Here is a 19,012-nt window from a genome sequence, read left to right on the forward strand (position 1 = left end):
TAACAGTTATTTTTAAATCTTAAATTAAAGTATTATGAAGTTACACGCAAATGTATGCTCTCAATGGGAATGGACAAAATTGAGACAATTGCTTGTTATCGTGTTACTAGGTTTGGGTATTGTTTCCACGTATGGACAAACCAAAACAGTATCCGGTATCGTTAAATCAGAATCGGGCGGTGAGCCACTTGTAGGAGCCACCGTCAAAGTGAAAGAAACCAATACGGGCGGCATTACCGACATCGACGGCCGTTACACCATCCAGGCAAATCTGGGACAAACATTGATAGTCTCTTACATCGGCTACCGCACCAAAGAGGTGAAAGTAGAGCGCACCATCCGCATCGACATACTGCTGCAAGAAGACAATGAGATGCTGGACGAAGTAGTAGTAGTGGGATACGGTACGATGAAACGCAGTGACCTGACCGGTTCCGTAGTCAGCGTGACGGGTGACGAACTGAAAAAGTCCGTAGTCACCTCGCTCGACCAAGCTTTGCAAGGACGTGCCGCCGGTGTGCAGGTGACCCAGAATTCCGGAACTCCGGGTGGCGGTATCTCGGTCAGCATCCGTGGTATCAACTCCTTGAACGGCAACGAACCGCTCTACGTTATCGACGGTGTAGCCATCTCAGGCAACAACACCAGCAACAGCAGCGTGCTCAGTTCCATCAACCCTGCAGACATCGTTTCCATGGAAGTATTGAAAGATGCATCGGCCACAGCCATCTATGGTAGCCGCGCCTCCAACGGTGTAGTACTCATCACCACCCGTCAGGGCGAAGAGGGCAAAACGAAGGTCTCCTACGAAGGTTACTATGCCTTGCAACAGCTTCCCAAGAAACTGGAAACACTGACACTCCCCGAATATGCAGTTTACCAGAACCTCCGCGCCGCCACCATCGGCTTCGGTGCACGCGAAGAGTTCAAAGACCCCTCACTCCTCAGCCGCGGTACCGACTGGCAGAATGAAATCTTCCGCACTGCCCCGATGCACAACCATCAGATAAACATCTCCGGAGGTTCGAAGAGCATGAAATACTCGCTCTCCGGCGGCTACATGCAGCAAGACGGTATTGTATTCGGTTCGGACTTTGAGCGTTTCTCTTTCCGCGTCAACATGGACAACGACATCAACAAGTGGCTCACCACCGGCTTGCGCGCCTCCGTAGCCCGTACACAGCAGACCAACAACGTAGACGGTTCGGGTGCCATCTACAATGCCCTAAACCAGCTCCCCGAAGTGCCTGCCCGCAACCCGGACGGCAGTTTCGGCATGCAGACGGAGAACATGTATGGAACTTACTTCTCCAACCCCCTCTCCGACCTTATCCAAAACGAAAACTATAGTCGCAACACACAAGTCTATGTCAACGCCTTTGCCGACATCAAGCTGTGGAAAGGACTCGTATTCCGCACGGAATATGCCGCCAACTTCAATTACAGCAACGACTATAAGTTTACCCCCTCCTACGACTACGAGCACTTCAAGCAGCAGTCGTCAGCAAGCCGTGGAGCCGGCAACGGAAGCAACTGGACATTGAAAACTTACTTTACTTATAATAATACCTTCGGCAAACACGGCCTCTCTGCCATGCTGGGACACGAAGCGCAAGAAAACAAGTACGAGTCGCTGAGCGGCAGCCGTACCAACTTCCTCTTCAACTCCGTACACGAACTGGATGCGGGTGATGCCACAACAGCAAAAGCCAACAGTTCCCGTGGTTCATCCGCCATCGAATCATACTTCGGCCGTCTGAACTACAACTACAACGACCGCTACTTGCTGACCGCTACGCTCCGTGCCGACGGTTCGTCTTCGTTTGCCAAAGAAAGTCGTTGGGGTTGGTTCCCTTCGGTAGCATTGGCTTGGAAAGTCAACAACGAAGCTTTCCTCAAAGATGTGGAAGCCATCAACTCACTGAAACTCCGCCTGGGTTGGGGTGTAGTAGGTAACCAATGGGCGGGTTCCTATGCCTACGGCGTCACCATGGCTTCGGCAGCCTCCATCTGGGGTACTGGTTTCTATGCAGGCAACTATCCTAATCGTGAACTGAAGTGGGAAGAAACAAACTCCTTCAATGTAGGACTCGACCTCGCCCTCTTCAACAATCGCATAGAGTTCATCGCCGATGCTTATTACAAGAAAACGGACAATCTGCTGATGCAAGCTTCTCTTCCTACCTACGTAAGCGGTCTGATTCGTGCACCGTGGGTCAATGCCGGTGCCATGACCAACAAAGGTGTAGAATTTACCCTGAACACGCACAACATCCAGACACGTGATTTCACCTGGACCTCAGGACTCACCTTCTCCATCAACCACAACGAAGTGACGAAGCTCTACTCCGAATCATCCGCTATTTCGGGAATCAACGGTTCGGAAACACTGACCTACACCATGGTGGGCGAACCGGTCGGGCAGTTCTACGGCTATAAAGTAATCGGTATGTTCAAGGAAGAAGGAGATTTCTACAAGAAAGGTGCCGACGGCAACTTCCTGCTCGACGAAACGGGCAACCGCATCCAAGTAGCCATCCCGAAAGACCAGACCATCGGCAAATCGGGCATCTGGGTAGGTGACTACATCTATGAAGACCGCGACAACAACGGTGTAATTGATGAGAAAGACCGCACGTTCCTCGGCAATCCGGCACCCAAATTCACGTTCGGCTTCAACAACTACCTTTCTTATAAAGGATTTGACCTCAACATCTTCCTGAACGGCTCGGTGGGCAACAAGGCTATCAACCTGATTCGCCGCACCTTCACCGATCCCATGCGTAACAGCAACCTGCTGAAAGAAGCTACCGGCATTGCCCAAATCGCCATGCACGACCCCGAAGTGGGCGACGAGGTACTTTCCAATGTTTACGTGGCCAACGCCGATGCAGCCAAAGTACAACGCATCACTACCAGTAGCGCCAACGACAACAACCGTATCTCCGACCGCTTTGTTGAAGACGCTTCCTACCTCCGCATAAAAAACATCTCGCTGGGGTACACCTTCCCACAGAAATGGTTGCGCCGTTTGCAGATAGACCATCTGCGCCTCTACGTCAACATCCAGAACCTCTGTACCATCACAGGCTACAAAGGCTACGATCCCGAAATAGGCGCTTTGAACTACAATGTATTGCTACGTGGTGTGGACGATGCGCGCTATCCTTCGCAACGTATCTATACATTTGGCCTTAACTTCAATTTCTAATGAGCCAGACAAATCATTTATCATTTAAAATCTCAATATAGTTATGAAACACAGATTTCTAACCCTTATATCATCGCTCCTTCTGCTTACGGCATGCAGCGACTCATTTTTGGAACGTGCTCCCGAAGGAAACTACGTAGATGTGACATACTACACTTCCGACGATGCACTCGAACAAGCCACTGCACCGCTTTACAACCGTGCATGGTTCGACCTCAACTCCCGCGCCATCGTGCCGCTGGGCAGTAACCGTGCCAACGATAACTTCAGTCGCTGGGGAGCTCCCGAGTTCACCAACTTCAAGGTGACAGCCCTGAGCGAAAACCTTGCCAATGCATGGACAGGTTTCTACTCGGTCATTACAATGGCCAATGCAGTTATCAGTGATGTGCAGACCAAATGTAGCAACAGCGTAAGCGAACGTGCCAAGCGCACAGCCATTGCCGAAGCCCGCCTGATGCGTGCTTGTGCCTACTTCTACATGGTTCGCCTCTGGGGACCGGTTATCATCATCGAAGACAACGACAAAGTGGTTGCCAATCCCATGCAACCGCTCCACCGCGAAGAAGATGTGCTGGAACTCGTTATTCGTGACCTCACTTATGCAGTCGAGAATCTTCCTGAAGTGGCAACCGCCAAAGGACGTGTCAACGCATGGGGTGCAAAAGGCATGCTTGCCAAAGTCTACCTCGCCCGCTCAGGCTGGAAAGGAGGCACACGCGACAACGCCGACCTGGAGAAAGCCAAGGAACTGGCCGCTGACGTGATAAACAACAGCGGCATCAGCCTTTACGAAAACTATGAAGACCTCTTCAAGTATAAGCACAACAACAATCCCGAATCGCTCATTGCCATGCAGTGGGTGCCACTGGGTGATTGGGGCGTATGCAACACTCTGCTTGCCGACCTCGCCGGCAACAGCAAGATGACCGGCGGTGTAAACGTATGGAGCAGCTATCAGGCAAGTATAGATATGCTCCAGCAATATGAGTTGGGCGACACTATCCGCCGCAACGCCACCTTCTGCACACCGGGTACATACTATTCATACATCTGCATTGCCGACGGTGGTTATACTTACGACGGCGCCACCTCTTGCATTAAAAAAGGTGTACCGGGCGGTCCGGACGACGACAACGACGGTTATATCCAGTCCATGAACTCTCCGCTCAACACCTACATCCTACGCCTTGCCGATGTTTACCTGACCTATGCCGAAGCTTGTCTGGGCAACAGCGAAGAACTGGCCGGTGGTCCCGGCCTGGAAGCATTGAACCAAGTGCGCGACCGTGCACGTATCCCCCGCAAGGAACGCGTAACCTTCGAAGACATCATTCGCGAACGCCGCGTAGAGTTCTCGATGGAGTATTGTAACTGGTATGACATGGTATCGTGGTATCACTGGAAACCCGACTACATGCTGAATTACTTCCAGAACCAACACCGCGGCTACACAGTAGACCTCATCGTGAAAGACGAAGACGGTTACCTCCACTTCGGCAAGAAAGAAGGCGACACTTTCCTCGAAGGCATAGAAAATTGGCAGGAACCGGGCGAGAACATCGAAATCCACCACGGCAACATCCTGATGCCTTATCCGGAAAGCGATGTCATCCAGAATCCGCTACTGAACGAAGAACCGGTAGCATACGAATTCAGTGAATAAACCAAGTTATACATTCATTATCTCAAATAACGACTTTAATATGAAATATATACATTTTCCTTTTGTGTTGCTCACCATCCTGTTGGCATGCAACCTTTTCACCGCCTGCAACGATGACGAGGGCGGCGGTGTTCCCGTAATCCACCACATCCGTCTTGTCGACCCAGAGAAGGCCGACAGTACGTTCACCGATGTAAATCCGGGCACCATGATTGTAGTCATCGGCGAAAATCTGAATGATGTGCGGAAAGTGTTCATCAACGAACAAGAAGTTTCGTTCAATAGCAACTACGGCACTTCCACCAGTCTCATCCTCACTATCCCCGGCGAATTGCAACTGACGGGTGCCAACCCCGAACTGAAAGGCGAACTGCGTATCGAGACCTCGCACGGCATTGCCACGTACTCCATGCATGTACTCTCGCCCGCACCCTACATCACCCGTGTAGCCACAACCTTCCCCGTGGAGACGGGCACGCCTCTGCGCATCGTGGGCGGTAACTTCTACGAAATTCAGCGCGTTTATTTCACCACTGCCGTGGACGACATCACCAATGCACCTGTTTCGGTAGAAGTAACGGACTACACGGTAAACAAGAACTTTGACGAAATATCATTCAATGCTCCCGCAGGCCTGATTGATGAAGGCAGTCTGGTAGTGGAGTGCTATACCGCATCCGCATTTACTCCCTTCCGTCGCACAGCCCTCCCACCAAGTATCAGCAAGGTAAGCTCCATGATGCCTATCACGGGTACCACAGTTACCGTACTGGGACAGAATTTTATGGATATCGTCTCCATCACAATGGGCAATCGCTCGGTAGATCTCTCTACTGTTACCGTAAGCGAAGCTAACGATATGCTTACCTTTACCATGCCGCGTGCACCGCAAGGCACTTGCTCACTCGCCATTACCACAATGGGCGGTACTGCCGAAGTTCCGGGCTTCTATCCTTTGGAGAATATAGTATTGAACTATGACAACATCGGTTGGTTCTCCTGGGGCGGGCAAGCTGTACCCGTCACTGCCGACGGTACAGCAGCTCCTTTCTTCTCGGATGGTAAATGCTACAGCATATCAGGGGAACTTTCAGCATGGAATTACTGGTGGGGCCAATTGCAGAACGGTGCCGTATGGGGCATTGACACAGCCTTCCTGCCTACCGATACACCGACTTCCGAACTGGCTTTGCAGTTCGAATGCTTCGTGGCAGTGGAATATGGCGAAGGTCCTGTATTCCGCATCTACCTCAAAGGGAATGAGGCTCACAACTACACGAACTATCGTCCGGTGAGCGACTTCACCGGAAAAACCGAAGTAGGCCAATGGATGCAGTGCAGCATTCCGCTCTCCGAACTGGTAGACGAAACCACTTGGGGCGAGTTCCAAAAACGTGACGGTGACGAGTTGGCACTCCAGATGACAAACCCCAGCGAAAACGGTCCATACAACATCGAAATGTATTTTGATAATTTCCGAGTTGTCAAGATACAATAATTTGAATTAAATTCTGGCACAGGATTACACAAAGTGACACCTTCTTTTAAACTCTTAGACGCTGATTCAATTGAATCAGCGTCTAAAAATAAATACACCGAAATTATTAAAACGAAATTTTACCGATACCATGACACAAATCTTCAAGAAAACCTTATTAACCAGCCTGGTTCTATTTCTGATGACAGCTTGCTCTGACGATAAAAAGGAGCTGAAAATCATCGTAGAGCCTACTTCTTTCCATTTTGAACAAACGGGTGGTAGCAAGAAATTCGGTATCACCCCCAATGAACCAGCCACTTTCCAAAGTTCGGAAGCATGGTGCAAAGTAACCTCGGAAAGCAGCACTCCCGTACAGGCAATCTATAACATAACCGTAGAACCCAACACTACGCCCGACGTGCGCAACGCCATCATCACCGTCAGCGTAAAGGAGCATATACAAGAAATCAACGTGGAGCAGGCGGCCTATATCCAAAGCGATGAACCGGAAAAATACACTGTACGCGAGAATCTCACAACCCACCAACTGATTAACGAAATGGGACTGGGCATCAACCTAGGCAACACGCTGGATGCCGTGGGCGACTGGATAGACCCAAGCAACATTCTCAATTACGAACAAGCATGGGGAAGCCCTATTATCACACAAGAAATCATTGAAGGATATGCCAAAGCGGGCTACTCATCTCTGCGCATACCGGTCAGCTGGGGCAATCTGCTGTCCGACGACTTCAAAGTGCATCCTGACCTGATGGACCGCGTAGAGAAAATCCTAAACTGGACCCTCGACTGTGGCATGGTGGCTATCATCAATATCCACCACGAAAACGAATGGATTAAACAAGTACCCACCGACAGCAAAGCAAAAGAAAAATTCACTTCCATCTGGAAACAGATATGTGAACGCTTCGAAAAGTACGGTGACCACTTACTGTTCGAGCCAATGAATGAAATCGGATACGATGAGATTTGGACTCCGTGGGGCGGTAGTGAAGCCGACAAGGCAAAGGCACTGGGATACGTGAACGACCTCAACCAGCTCTTTGTCGACATAGTAAGAAACAGTGGCGGCAACAACGCCAAACGTCATCTGTTGGTGGAAATCTACAACACCAACTTGGAGTATGCTTACGACCCCTTGTTCAAGATGCCGAATGATCCCGCAAACCGACTTGCTCTTACAGTGCATTACTATACTCCCGCAAACTTTGCCATACTGGGTGGAGGCGAGGTTGTCGATTGGGGTGTAGGCCGGGAAAGCTGGGGAACGGAAGCTGACTTCAAGGAACTGAACGACAATATGGACCTACTGAAGAAGAATTGCGTAGACAAAGGAATCCCCGTCATCATAGGCGAATATTGCGCCGACTCCAGAAACAGAACAAAGGAAGTGATAAGACTCTTCTGTGTTTCCGTAACCGAAGCCATCTACTCGCGCGGCATGTGCCCAATGCTATGGGACACTCCGGGGGGACAATACAACCGACAGACTTGCCAGTTCGACGACCCTCTCTTCTTAGAAGAAATGATGGCTATTCCGGTTAAATATCCACGGAATTAAACAAATATTCATAATCAATAATCAAATAAAAATGAACAGAATCAGCACTTGTTTCGCCAGCCTATTGCTTTCTTGTGCATTGACGGCACAAGCACAGCAATATCAACTGAATTCACCGGACGGAAAACTAATTGTCAACATCGAAGCCGGGAAAAACCTCAACTGGGCGATTGCCCACGACGGTACCAGCGTTCTTTTGCCTTCGGACATTGCCATGCAATGCACCGAAGCTGAGGGAAAGCCCATTGCTTTCACCTTCGGCAAAGATGTGAAGGTGACCAAAGCTACCCGTACTTCCGTCGACACTTCCTTCCCCACTCCTTTCTACAAAAAGGCGAGTGTGAAGGACACTTATAACCAACTCACGCTGAAATGCCGTAACGGCTACAGCATACAGTTCCGTGCCTACGACGACGGAGCCGCCTATCGTTTTGTTTCCGAACTGCGCAAGCCTTTCTGCGTGAAGAACGAGATTGCCGAGTTCAACTTCGACCGCGATTACCACGCTTTCGTGCCCTATATTAACGACAATCGCGCCGGCGAGCGTTACTGCTACTCCTTCGAGTCCTACTACGATGAGGCCCCCCTCTCTCGCATGTACAAAGACTCGCTTGCCATTACTCCGCTGATGGTAGAACTGGAGAACGGAAAGAAAGCCGTCATTATGGAAGCCGGATTGTCCAACTATCCCGGCATGTTCCTCACTGCCAACCCACAGATGCCCCACGGAGTGAAGGCAGAATTCGCCCCCTATCCACAGGAAACAGTCATCGGAGGCTATGACCGCTTGAACCTCGTCCCTACCAAACGTGCCGACGTTATCAGCAAGCCCAACAATGCCCCCTACTTCTGCCCCAACGGGCGTCCCACAGGGAAACAGACCTATCCTTGGCGTGCCGTGCTTGTTGTTACCCACGACACACAACTCGCCAACAACGACATGATGCAACGCCTCGCACCCGAATGCCGCATCGCTGACACATCCTGGATTAAACCCGGAAAAGTGGCATGGGACTGGTGGAATACTTGTAACCTGACCGGCGTGGACTTCAAGGCAGGCATGAATACGCCCACCTATAAGAAATACATCGACTTTGCCGCCGAAAACCAGCTGGAGTATATCATCATCGACGAAGGTTGGAGCGGAAAGGAATCATTAATGGAAGACATCAGTCCCGAAATCAATCTCGAAGAACTGGTGGCATATGGCAACAAAAAAGGCGTAGGTATCATCCTCTGGGCAAGCTGGCGCAATCTTACGGGAGGAGGCGACATCTCCCCTGCCGTGGAACAAGTTATCAGCCACTATGCACAAATGGGAATCAAAGGTTTCAAAATTGATTTCTTCGACCGCGACGACCAACTCGCCATCTCTTCTACCGAACAACTCGCAGCATGTGCCGCCAAGCATCACATGTTGCTTGACCTACACGGACTGAAACCCTTCGGCATCCAGCGCGCCTATCCCAACATCCTCAACTTTGAAGGTGTGAAAGGACTGGAAAACAGCAAGTGGGAGCCCATCGTGAACGGTGCACCCTTGCATGACTTCCCGCGCTACGACGTTACCGCCCCCTATCTGCGCCAACTCGCCGGTCCGATGGACTATACGCCGGGAGCTATGGTAAATGCCACCCGTTCCCTGTTCCGCTCCGTCAACGACCACCCCATGAGTCAAGGTACACGTGTACACCAGATGGCTATGTACACCGTCTTCGAAGCACCCTTGCAGATGCTTGCCGACAGTCCTAGCAAATACATGAAGGAACAGGAATGCACCGACTTCATCGCCAAGGTTCCCACTACCTTTGACGAAACCATTGCTCTTGATGGTAAAATAGCCGAATACATCACGATAGCACGCCGCAAAGGAAACACTTGGTTTGTAGGCAGCATGACCAACTGGACTCCGCGTAGCTGCACCATCGACCTCTCCTTCCTCAGCGAAGGCAACTACGAAGCCGAAATCTTTGCCGACGGCATCAATGCCGACCGTGAAGCTACCGACTATAAAAAAGAAGTACGCATCGTCACTGCCAAAGACAAACTCAATGTACAACTGGCACCCGGCGGTGGATGGACAGCACGAATTACAAAAAAATGAATCTGAGAAAACTGTTTCTGCCATTGTGTTCAGTAGCCTTGTGCCTGCAATCCTATGCACAAGACAAATCCTTCCTTAAGGATATGCTCTGGTATATAGACAACCCTTCTGTATTTGAAAAAGGACAAGAGGAAGGACACGCTTGGCATATGCCCGAAAAGAGCATGCTACTGAATGGGACATGGAAGTTTTTCTGGTGCGATACACCGGAAGGGATACCTGCACACTTTTTTAACCCCGAATTCCCGGATAAGCAATGGGGCGACATCAAAGTTCCCTCAAACTGGGAAATGCAAGGTTATGGTGACAAGCTGTTCAGAAATGTATCTGCTCCCTTCGGGGTGAATCCACCACATGCTCCCAAAGAGTATAACCCTACCGGACTATACCGGCGAACATTCAAGGTACCTGCAAGTTGGGCAGCAAAAGACCAGATATTTTTAAGGTTCGAGAAAGTGGCATCCGCTTCTTTTGTATGGGTCAACGGTCATGAAGTGGGCTACAATGAAGGAGCACAAGAACCTGCCGAATACAACATCACTCCTTATTTGAAGCCGGGCGAAAACACGCTGGCTGTCTGTGTACTAAAGTATTCGGACGGCTATTACCTGGAAGGACAAGATTATTGGCGACTGGCCGGAATCTTTGACGACGTATGGTTGTACGCCACACCTGCTGTCAGGATATTCGACTGGCAAGTAATCACAGAGTTTGATAATACGTATACCGATTCGCAGTTAAGTATTCAGGTAAAAATCAAGGACTACCAAAAGAAGCCAAATGAGAATTATGGATTGAAAGCTTACTTAAAGGATAAAAACGGCAAGATTATCTGTAACTTTTCCGCAGCTCCATTTGAAATGGACGCTGCGGAAAAGACAATACAGTTGCATACCTTGGTACAAGAACCCCGGAAATGGACAGCCGAGACACCCGAGCTTTATACGCTCGGTCTGGAATTATCCAATCCGGCCGGTCTGCAGAAAGACAAGATAGAAACGGTCATCGGATTCAAAAAGACGGAAATCAAAGACGGTGTTTTTTATCTTAACGGTATCCCACTGAAAGTCAATGCACAAAATTCGCACATGCAGCATCCCGAAGAGGGACATGTCATGGACGAAGCCACCATACGCAAGGATTTTGAATTGTTGAAACAGTTTAATTTCAATGCCGTACGTACCTCTCACTATCCTCCGGTGAATAAGTATTTGGAACTGGCCAATGAATACGGGCTTTATATCATAGACGAGGTGGGCGATGAAGCCCATGCCTCGGAATGGATTTCAAGTCTCCCGGAATACGAAGAGATGTATCGCGAGCGATGCCGCAGAATGGTGTTACGGGACAGAAACCATCCCTGCGTCTTGTTCTGGAGCGCAGGAAACGAAAGCGGTGAAGGTATCAACATTACCCACACCATTGAAGAAGGGAAATCGCTGGACCCCACCCGCTTCTGGATGTATGGCGGAAATGCATTCTCCCATCCGGCAGAAGATATTATCGGACCCCGTTACCCTACTCCTATGGAACTGGAAATGCAGGTAGGCATAGGAGAGGATTCCCGACCATCGTTTATGGATGAATACTTATCGGTTGCAGGCAATGCCGGCGGTGCCCTGGACGATTATTGGGAAGCCATCTACCGACATCCCCGCCTGATAGGAGGGGCCATCTGGGATTTTGTAAGTCCGGGACTGACCGAACGGATAAGGCAAGTGGACGACCTTTCGCCCTTCCATACTCCCGCCCATCTGATGGGAAATGCCCGCTTGGTGAAGGAAGGAAAGAACACGGTGCTGGACTTGAACGGTCACGACCAATGGGTAGAGGTCTATCGTGCAGACAATGTGGAGTTGAACAGTAATGAACTGACACTCACTTGCAGAATCTACCCCCGGAAACTGGTAAGCAGTTGCGGCTCATTCATCACAAAAGGCAATTATCAGTTCGGGCTGCAACAACGCGGTAAAGACAAACTGGAATTTTATATCTATACTGATAAAAAGCATTCCGTATGCGCCTCCTTGCCTACTGACTGGGAATACAACTGGCATCAAGTGACGTGCGTCTACGACGGACAGAAAATGTCCATCTATATAGACGGAGCAGAAAAGGCCTCCACACAAGCATCGGGCAATATCCGGAACTTCCCCTACCCCGTCAACATCGGTCGGAATGCAGAAACACACGGCCAAGAGACTTCGGTCTACATCTGCGATGCTCAAATGGACGAAGTCGGCATTTTCGCCAAGGCACTGACTTCCTCTTTTCACCCGGAAGAAGCCGCTCTGTGGCTAGATTTTGAGCAAGAGACGGAAAATGGTACATTCTACAGTTACGGCATCGGTGCACGTACGTACGGCAGCATCTGGCCCGACCGTAGCGTACAGCCCGAAATGTGGCAAATGAAGAAAACCGGACAACCTCTCTCTTTTTCCATGTCGGATGTGACAGAGGGAGTCGTTGAGTTATGGAATCGCAATCATTATACAAATGCTTCCCGATATGCCATACGATGGGAATTGAAAGAAGATGACAAGGTTATTCAATCGGGCGACTTGGCACTCTCAACAGCGCCGCTTAGCCAAGAGCTGGTGCACATACCTTATAAGAAGCCAGCCCTGATTCCCGGCAAAGAATACCGCCTGATGCTTCATGCCGTCCTGAAAAAAGATGAATTGTGGGCAAAAGCCGGACATGAGGTGGCATGGGAAGAACTTGAACTGCCTTGGAGCCTGCCATGCTCTTCGGAAGAAAAGGCTCAAGGCGTACCTTCCTATTCACTTTCGGAGAAAGAATTGGTTGTCTCCGGAGATGGCTTCAAATATGTATTCAACCGTACCGACGGACAACTGACGTCGATGGTTGTTCAAGATATGGAACTGCTGGAATCACCGCTCCGGCTGAATCTTTGGCGTGCCCCGCTGGCCAATGAGCTGGACAACTGGAATGCCTCCAGCGCCCGCTCCTCCAACTGGAAAGAAGGTTACGGATACACGGTAGCCACAGAAATGTATTCTGCAGGGATTGAACGCCTGACACATCAGCCCCTCTCTTTTTCGGTGTCCGAAACCACCGAAGGCGTACATATACACATCATTGATGCGGAATTGATGGGCAAAGGAGAAAAAGAGAAAAAAGACCTCTACATCGAAGGAGTACAGAACAACGGCATCATCAACCACTATGAGTATATTATCAATAGTGAAGGGACGATAGAGATACGCCATGTATTGAAGCCTGAAGGGAAAATGCCGCTTTGGTTTCCTCGCATAGGACTTACGCTGACCGTAAGCGATGCGCTCGACCAAGTGAAATGGTACGGCCGAGGACCGCAAGAGAACTATCCGGACCGGAAAACCGGCTATCCGATGGGGATATATGCCTCTACCGTACAAGCTATGTACGAGCCCTATCTAATGCCACAAGATTACGGATTGCGGACAGATGTACGCTGGCTGCAACTGACCACGGACAAAGGCATCGGCCTTCAATTCAAGATGAACGAATGGTTCAACTTCAACATTTATCCGTACAGCACAGACAATCTGACGAAAGCGATGTATACCTACCAATTGCAGAAGCAGAAAGGCATGACCCTGAATCTCGATTATGCCACTACCGGGGTCGGCTGTACGGCCCGCGGTGTATTCGGTGCTTACAAGGCGATGCCGCAGGAATATCGGAGAACCATCAGCATAAGACCTATGATGAAATAAAAATATTGTATCGGACTGGTAAGATTATGAAAAACAAAAATTACTTTATTCTATTAGTGTTGTTTTTAAGCGCTTTACAAATAAAAGCGCAGTATTCATTCGACAACGTGCTTTATGGTGCAGCCTACTATCATGAATATATGCCCTATGAGCGACTGGATGAAGATATCCGGCTGATGAAAAGAGCCGGCCTGACAGTAGTGCGCGTTGGAGAATCTGCCTGGGGAGTATTTGAGCCGCAAGAAGGAAATTTTGAATTTGAATGGATGGACCGCATTCTGGACAAGATGCATGCAGCAGGAATCAAAGTCATCTTGGGAACTCCCACCTATTCCATTCCTGCATGGCTGGCATACAAACACCCGGAAGTGCTGGCAGAACACGCCAAAGGAAACAAAGCCTATTATGGAATCAGACAGAACATGGATTTTACAAACCCGACCTACCAATTCTATTGCGAACGGATTATCCGCAAGATGCTGGAAAGATATGCACAGCATCCGGCAGTCATCGGGTATCAAGTGGACAACGAAACAGAAGCGCGCGGAGTAAACAACAGAGACTATTTCTTCGGATTCAGGAACTACATCAAACAGAAATTCAACAATGACCTGAATCTGCTTGCCAAGGAATGGGGAATGAACTACTGGGGAATGAACATCAACACCTGGGAAGAGTTCTATCCGCGCGATGGAGTGACAAGCCCCTCGTACAAGAATGAATGGGAACGCTATAACCGGAAGGAAGTGGCCGATTTTCTGAATTGGCAGTGCGACCTTGTAAATGAATACAAGCGTAAAGACCAATTTGTCACCCACTGCTTTATGCCCGACTTCCATAATATAGACCAAGTGGAAAGTTTCAGGCAGATGCAATATCCTGCCATCAATGTCTATCACGATGTACAGGATAAACAAGACGGCCAGCGCATCGCTTATGCCGGTGACTTCGTGCGCACCGTGGCCGACAACAATTACATCGTCATGGAAACCAACGCACAAGGCATCGGCTGGGATGCCCGCACCCAGTTTCCTCCCTACGACAACCAGTTGCGGCAGAATGTGTACGCACATTATGCTTCCGGAGCCAATATGGTGGAATACTGGCACTGGTCTACCCTGCACTACGGGCAGGAGACATACTGGCGAGGCGTGCTGGGCCATGACCTCCAGCCCAACCGCATATACAAGGAATTCACCACCACCGCCAAAGAGTTGGAAAGAATAGGCAGCCACATCGTGAACTTGAAAAAGAAAAACCGGGTAGCTATCCTCTACAGTCATGATTCTTATCATGCTCTCGGCTTCATGCCCTACACTTACAAGAGCAATTATCCCATTGATATGGTGCATAAAGCCCTCTATTTCCAAAACATAGAAACGGACATCATCCCTTGTGACAAGACAACCGATTTCAGCGGATATGACATGCTTGTCATTCCCCCTTTGTATGTGGCTACCGACCAATTGCTATTAGCCATTGATGAATTCGTACAGTCCGGCGGACACGTGGTAATGATGCACAAAAGCGGTTACTGCAATGAGCACTCCGCAGTTCGGGCCACCTTGGCTCCCGGGCCGCTACGCAAAGCCTGCGGCTTCCATTACCAGGAATTCTCCACTATCGGTGACTTATCATTAAAGGATACCCCCTTTCAATTAGAGGGAAAGAACCAGATAAGCGACTGGTATGAATTCCTGATTCCCGAGACAGCCACCCCGTTGGCTTATGCAGAGCATCCGTTCTTCGGCAAATGGCCCGTTGTCACCGAAAACAAGTATGGCAAAGGCAAACTGACCTACATAGGAGCCTACCCTTCGCAGGAATTGCTGAATGCCATCGTGCGAAAGGCAGCCATCCATGCCGGTATCATCTCTTCAGAGAGCGACGTGTTCCCCATCATACAGCGTTCGGGAATAAACAAAGCCGGAAAAGCCATCCGTTACTTCTTCAATTACAGCAGCGAGAGTAAAGAAATCACTCATAACTATCCGACATCCAAAGAGCTGATTTCCGGCAAGACTGTAAAAGAAGGAGACCATGTAACATTGCCCCCCTGGGGAGTTCTCATCATGGAAGTTTATTGACCATCAGAAAACATGAGAAAAAATGAGAAAAAAGATATTTGCCTTTCTATTGCTAAGTGCCCTATATGCCGGCGCCCAAGAAGCTCCGGACTGGGAGAATCCTATTGTAGTCGGCATCAACAAAGAGCCGTATCATGCCACACTGACATTGCCTTCGCAAAAAGTCGATTGCAAAGAAATCATATCCCTGAACGGCAAGTGGCGATTCCAATGGTCTGCCGACCCGGGAAAGCGCCCGGCCGACTTCTACAAGAATGATTTCAATACCGACACATGGGATACCATCACAGTGCCGGGAGCATGGCAATTGCAAGGTTATGGGAAACCTATCTATTCCAACGTAAACTATCCCTTCCAGAAGGATGCACCCAGAGTGACAAGCGAGCCTCCCGCCGAATATTACAGTTACGGGCACAGAAATCCCACAGGCTCTTATGTCACCACGTTCGAAGTGACGCCCGATATGAAAGACAAGTGCCTATACCTTCACTTTGAAGGAGTAAAATCGGCCATGTATGTCTGGGTAAACGGAGAGCGGGTAGGCTACAGCCAGAATTCGATGTCGCCTGCCGAGTTTGACATAACCGAATTTGTGAAGAACGGAGCCAATCGTCTGGCAGTGGAAGTGTATCGGTGGTCGGACGGCAGTTATCTGGAAGACCAGGACATGTGGCGGCTTAGTGGAATACTCAGGCCGGTAGAGCTATGGGTACGTCCCCGGACAAATATCCGGGACTATAGGTTCAGCAGCGACTTGTCGGACGACATGCGTTCAGCTACATTCGGAACCGAAATTTGGATAAGAAACCAGACCGACCGTAAAGTAAAAGACCTGACCGTAGAAATAAACCTGGTGGGGAAAGACAACAGAGGAAATAAACTCGACAAAAAAATGGTGGCTCCCGTAGGTACTATTCAGGCCTTTTCTGAAACGAGCGTCACACTGTCCGAAATGCTCCGGGAGCCTCAACTATGGTCTGCCGAAAAACCGCATCTATATGACATCCACATCAAGCTTCGCAGGAAGAATGAACTTTTGGAATCGTTCGAATACCATTGGGGCATACGGAAAATAGAAATCGCGGGAGACGTCTTCAAAGTCAACGGGAAAGCCGTCAAGCTGAAAGGAGTGAACCGTCACGACTTCCATCCCCGTATGGGATTCTTTGTCGACAGCCGGACGATGGAGAGAGATATCCGGCTGATTAAACAAGCCAACATCAACATGATACGCACGTCCCACTATCCACATCTGCCATTGCTGTACGAGCTATGTGACAAGTATGGAATCTACGTAATGGACGAAGCGAACCACGAAAGTCATGCCTACGGTTTGGGGAACAAAGTATTAGGAGACAACCCTCAATGGACACTGGCCCATGTGGACCGGGCAGTAGCCGTGGTGGAAAGGGACAAGAACCATCCGTGCATCCTATTCTGGTCATTGGGCAACGAGGGTGGAAGCGGTGCCAATTTGCGAGCTATGGCAGACACAATCCGTGCCTTAGACCCCACCAGACCGATATACGACGATACAGACCGCACCGTATCCGATGTCTATGACGAAGCTTATCTGCATCCCAACGCTTTGAAGGAACTTGGCGAGAAAATAACCGACCGCCCCGTATTCATGAGAGAGTATGCCTACGCCATGGGAAATTCCATCGGCAACCTCAAGGAGTATTGGGATGTGATTGAAAAGGACGAAAGTATTATCGGAGCTGCCATTTGGTGCTGGGTAGACCAAGGCATTCCTAAAAAGCTTAACGGTGCACCGTTAAGTTTCGGCGAGAGCCCCTCGTCACTCCCATTACTGCCTGATGAATTCTGGGCGTATGGAGGAGATTTCGGGGACTATCCCAACGACGGTCCCACCGGCATTAACGGGCTGGTATCTCCCGACCGGGTGCCTCACCCCCACTACTATGAGGTACAAAAAGTATATCAATACATCAAGTTTGAAAAGAAGGGAACGCGGCAAATCAAATTGACCAACGGGTATGCGTTTTCCGATTTGGATGAGTTCGATTACAGCTATGAGTGGATATGTAACGGAAAGGCAGTAAGCAGCGGCGACCTCCAGTTGTCCGAAGGGAATCTGCTGGAGGTACCTTCAAGACCGGATAAGTGTGGGGAACTTTGCCTCAATGTATATGCCACGTTGAAGGAATCCACGACGTGGGCAGAGAAGGGCTTCAAAGTTGCCAAGGAACAACTTACGTATCATGACTATGAATTCCCACAATTGAAGGATGACGGCGGGAAGGCCACGTTTAAGGAGACACCCGAAGCGGTGGAAATTATAGCCGCCGATGCCTTGTTCACCATAGAAAAAGGTACCGGTGCTTTGGTGAGTTGGCGAGTCAAGGGAGAAGAGTTGTTGCACAGTGCCTTGGAACCCTATTTTTGGAAACCGGCAAATGACATTCAGGTCCGCAACGGCTACAATGAACGTTTGAGCGCTTGGAAAAATGCAGAGCAAAAACGTATCGTAAAGGCATACCAAGCAACCGTAAACGATGGTATGGTGATAGTGGATGCCAGTCTCTCCCTCCCCCGGATAGGAGCCGGTTACCATCTCCGCTACACTGTGGACGGCAAAGGCCGCATACAAGTAGAAGCAACCTATCAGCCTGAAAAGGAAGATATTCCGCTGATGCCCAAATTCGGTATGCGCATGAGAATGCCCTCGGCGCTGAATCGGATAGCCTGGTACGGACGCGGCAAGTTCGAGAACTATCCCGACCGCAAGAGCTCCGCTTTCCTGGGAGTCTACGAGTGTGGCATACACGAATTTATCACGAACTACATCGTACCGCAAGACAATGCCAACCGGTGCGATACACGCTGGTTCATGCTGGGAGACAGTGAGCGATGGAAAATACAAGTCAAAGGCCTGCAACCCCTATGTTTCCGTATATGGCCCTACGGGGAAGAAGACCTAGAAGGGAAAGAACATGCGCACGAACTGCCCGAACGCGACTTCATCAACCTGAATATCGACTCCAACATACACGGAGTAGGTGGAAACGACGGATGGGGCGCACAGACCATGAAGCCATACACCATTGACGGCAATCGCTCCTACCGATATGGGTTTATCATGGAGTATATGGACAAAACAGAATAATCCGTTCATCAATGTATTCAAAAAGGAAAT

At 49.7% G+C, this 19,012-nt stretch carries 8 protein-coding genes; all 8 read left to right on the plus strand.

The annotated features are described in order from the left end of the window. Positions 1-34 precede the first annotated feature (34 nt). Positions 35-3,211: a SusC/RagA family TonB-linked outer membrane protein gene (locus tag DXD65_RS08990; RefSeq protein ID WP_005830275.1), complete on the plus strand. Its 3,177-nt coding sequence runs from the start codon at positions 35-37 to the stop codon at positions 3,209-3,211. 43 nt (positions 3,212-3,254) lie between these two features. After that, positions 3,255-4,877, plus strand: coding sequence for a RagB/SusD family nutrient uptake outer membrane protein (locus tag DXD65_RS08995; protein WP_005830278.1), 1,623 nt, complete (start codon positions 3,255-3,257; stop codon positions 4,875-4,877). Between the two features lie 40 nt (positions 4,878-4,917). Then, positions 4,918-6,375 (plus strand): glycan-binding surface protein, encoded by a 1,458-nt coding sequence (locus tag DXD65_RS09000; RefSeq protein WP_034525954.1) that lies wholly within the window; start codon positions 4,918-4,920, stop codon positions 6,373-6,375. Between the two features lie 130 nt (positions 6,376-6,505). Further along, on the plus strand, positions 6,506-7,939 hold the full coding sequence (locus DXD65_RS09005) for a cellulase family glycosylhydrolase (protein WP_005830286.1): 1,434 nt from the start codon (positions 6,506-6,508) through the stop codon (positions 7,937-7,939). Positions 7,940-7,970: 31 nt separating this feature from the next. After that, on the plus strand, positions 7,971-10,043 hold the full coding sequence (locus DXD65_RS09010) for a glycoside hydrolase family 97 protein (RefSeq protein ID WP_005830289.1): 2,073 nt from the start codon (positions 7,971-7,973) through the stop codon (positions 10,041-10,043). Continuing rightward, positions 10,040-13,765, plus strand: a complete 3,726-nt coding sequence (locus DXD65_RS09015) for a glycoside hydrolase family 2 TIM barrel-domain containing protein (protein WP_229031903.1) — start codon at positions 10,040-10,042, stop codon at positions 13,763-13,765. Before DXD65_RS09010 ends, DXD65_RS09015 begins: the two co-directional genes overlap by 4 nt. Positions 13,766-13,791: 26 nt before the next feature. Then, positions 13,792-15,852, plus strand: a complete 2,061-nt coding sequence (locus tag DXD65_RS09020; protein WP_117887568.1) for a beta-galactosidase — start codon at positions 13,792-13,794, stop codon at positions 15,850-15,852. A 22-nt stretch (positions 15,853-15,874) separates the two neighbouring features. After that, positions 15,875-18,982 carry a glycoside hydrolase family 2 TIM barrel-domain containing protein gene (locus DXD65_RS09025; protein WP_117887569.1) on the plus strand — a complete coding sequence of 1,036 codons (3,108 nt, stop codon included), beginning with the start codon at positions 15,875-15,877 and terminating at the stop codon, positions 18,980-18,982. Positions 18,983-19,012: the final 30 nt, after the last annotated feature.

The sequence above is a fragment of the Bacteroides sp. 4_1_36 genome (genome assembly GCF_003466325.1).
Classification (GTDB): domain Bacteria; phylum Bacteroidota; class Bacteroidia; order Bacteroidales; family Bacteroidaceae; genus Bacteroides; species Bacteroides uniformis.

Excerpts from the sequence above, each read along its gene's own strand:
- DXD65_RS08990 (WP_005830275.1), top strand. The coding sequence starts at position 35 with ATGAAGTTACACGCAAATGTATGCTCTCAATGGGAATGGACAAAATTG.
- DXD65_RS08995 (WP_005830278.1), top strand. The coding sequence starts at position 3,255 with ATGAAACACAGATTTCTAACCCTTATATCATCGCTCCTTCTGCTTACG.
- DXD65_RS09000 (WP_034525954.1), top strand. The coding sequence starts at position 4,918 with ATGAAATATATACATTTTCCTTTTGTGTTGCTCACCATCCTGTTGGCA.
- DXD65_RS09005 (WP_005830286.1), top strand. The coding sequence starts at position 6,506 with ATGACACAAATCTTCAAGAAAACCTTATTAACCAGCCTGGTTCTATTT.
- DXD65_RS09010 (WP_005830289.1), top strand. The coding sequence starts at position 7,971 with ATGAACAGAATCAGCACTTGTTTCGCCAGCCTATTGCTTTCTTGTGCA.
- DXD65_RS09015 (WP_229031903.1), top strand. The coding sequence starts at position 10,040 with ATGAATCTGAGAAAACTGTTTCTGCCATTGTGTTCAGTAGCCTTGTGC.
- DXD65_RS09020 (WP_117887568.1), top strand. The coding sequence starts at position 13,792 with ATGAAAAACAAAAATTACTTTATTCTATTAGTGTTGTTTTTAAGCGCT.
- DXD65_RS09025 (WP_117887569.1), top strand. The coding sequence starts at position 15,875 with ATGAGAAAAAAGATATTTGCCTTTCTATTGCTAAGTGCCCTATATGCC.